The sequence below is a fragment of the Photobacterium indicum genome (genome assembly GCF_003026215.1).
GTDB lineage: Bacteria > Pseudomonadota > Gammaproteobacteria > Enterobacterales > Vibrionaceae > Photobacterium > Photobacterium indicum.
Map to the genome: position 1 here is coordinate 1 of NZ_PYOC01000026.1, position 1,274 is coordinate 1,274.

At 52.4% G+C, this 1,274-nt stretch carries 1 rRNA gene; it reads right to left on the reverse strand.

The window, feature by feature from the left end:
* Nucleotides 1-1,274: ribosomal RNA gene (locus C9J47_RS26785) — 23S ribosomal RNA — on the reverse strand; the annotation flags it as partial.

Below are 1,274 nucleotides of genomic sequence, written 5' to 3' on the forward strand. Positions count from 1 at the left end.
CAGCACTTACACACCCTGCCTATCAACGTCGTAGTCTTCAACAACCCTTTAGGATACTTATAGTATCAGGGATGACTCATCTCAGGGCTCGCTTCCCGCTTAGATGCTTTCAGCGGTTATCGATTCCGAACTTAGCTACCGGGCAATGCTACTGGCGTAACAACCCGAACACCAGAGGTTCGTCCACTCCGGTCCTCTCGTACTAGGAGCAGCCCCCTTCAATCATCCAACGCCCACGGCAGATAGGGACCGAACTGTCTCACGACGTTCTAAACCCAGCTCGCGTACCACTTTAAATGGCGAACAGCCATACCCTTGGGACCGACTTCAGCCCCAGGATGTGATGAGCCGACATCGAGGTGCCAAACACCGCCGTCGATATGAACTCTTGGGCGGTATCAGCCTGTTATCCCCGGAGTACCTTTTATCCGTTGAGCGATGGCCCTTCCATTCAGAACCACCGGATCACTATGACCTGCTTTCGCACCTGCTCGAATTGTCATTCTCGCAGTCAAGCGGGCTTATGCCATTGCACTAACCTCACGATGTCCGACCGTGATTAGCCCACCTTCGTGCTCCTCCGTTACTCTTTGGGAGGAGACCGCCCCAGTCAAACTACCCACCAGGCACTGTCCGCAACCCCGATAAGGGGCCAACGTTAGAACATCAAGCATACAAGGGTGGTATTTCAAGGACGACTCCATACGAACTAGCGCCCGTATTTCATAGTCTCCCACCTATCCTACACATGTAGGGTCAATGTTCAGTGCCAAGCTGTAGTAAAGGTTCACGGGGTCTTTCCGTCTAGCCGCGGGTACACAGCATCTTCACTGCGATTTCAATTTCACTGAGTCTCGGGTGGAGACAGCGTGGCCATCATTACGCCATTCGTGCAGGTCGGAACTTACCCGACAAGGAATTTCGCTACCTTAGGACCGTTATAGTTACGGCCGCCGTTTACCGGGGCTTCGATCAAGAGCTTCGACTTGCGTCTAACCCCATCAATTAACCTTCCGGCACCGGGCAGGCGTCACACCGTATACGTCATCTTTCGATTTTGCACAGTGCTGTGTTTTTAATAAACAGTTGCAGCCACCTGGTATCTGCGACTCCCAGCAGCTTAGAGAGCAAGTCTCATCACCGCCAGGAGCGTACCTTCTCCCGAAGTTACGGTACCATTTTGCCTAGTTCCTTCACCCGAGTTCTCTCAAGCGCCTTGGTATTCTCTACCTGATCACCTGTGTCGGTTTGGAGTACGATTACTTATAACCTAT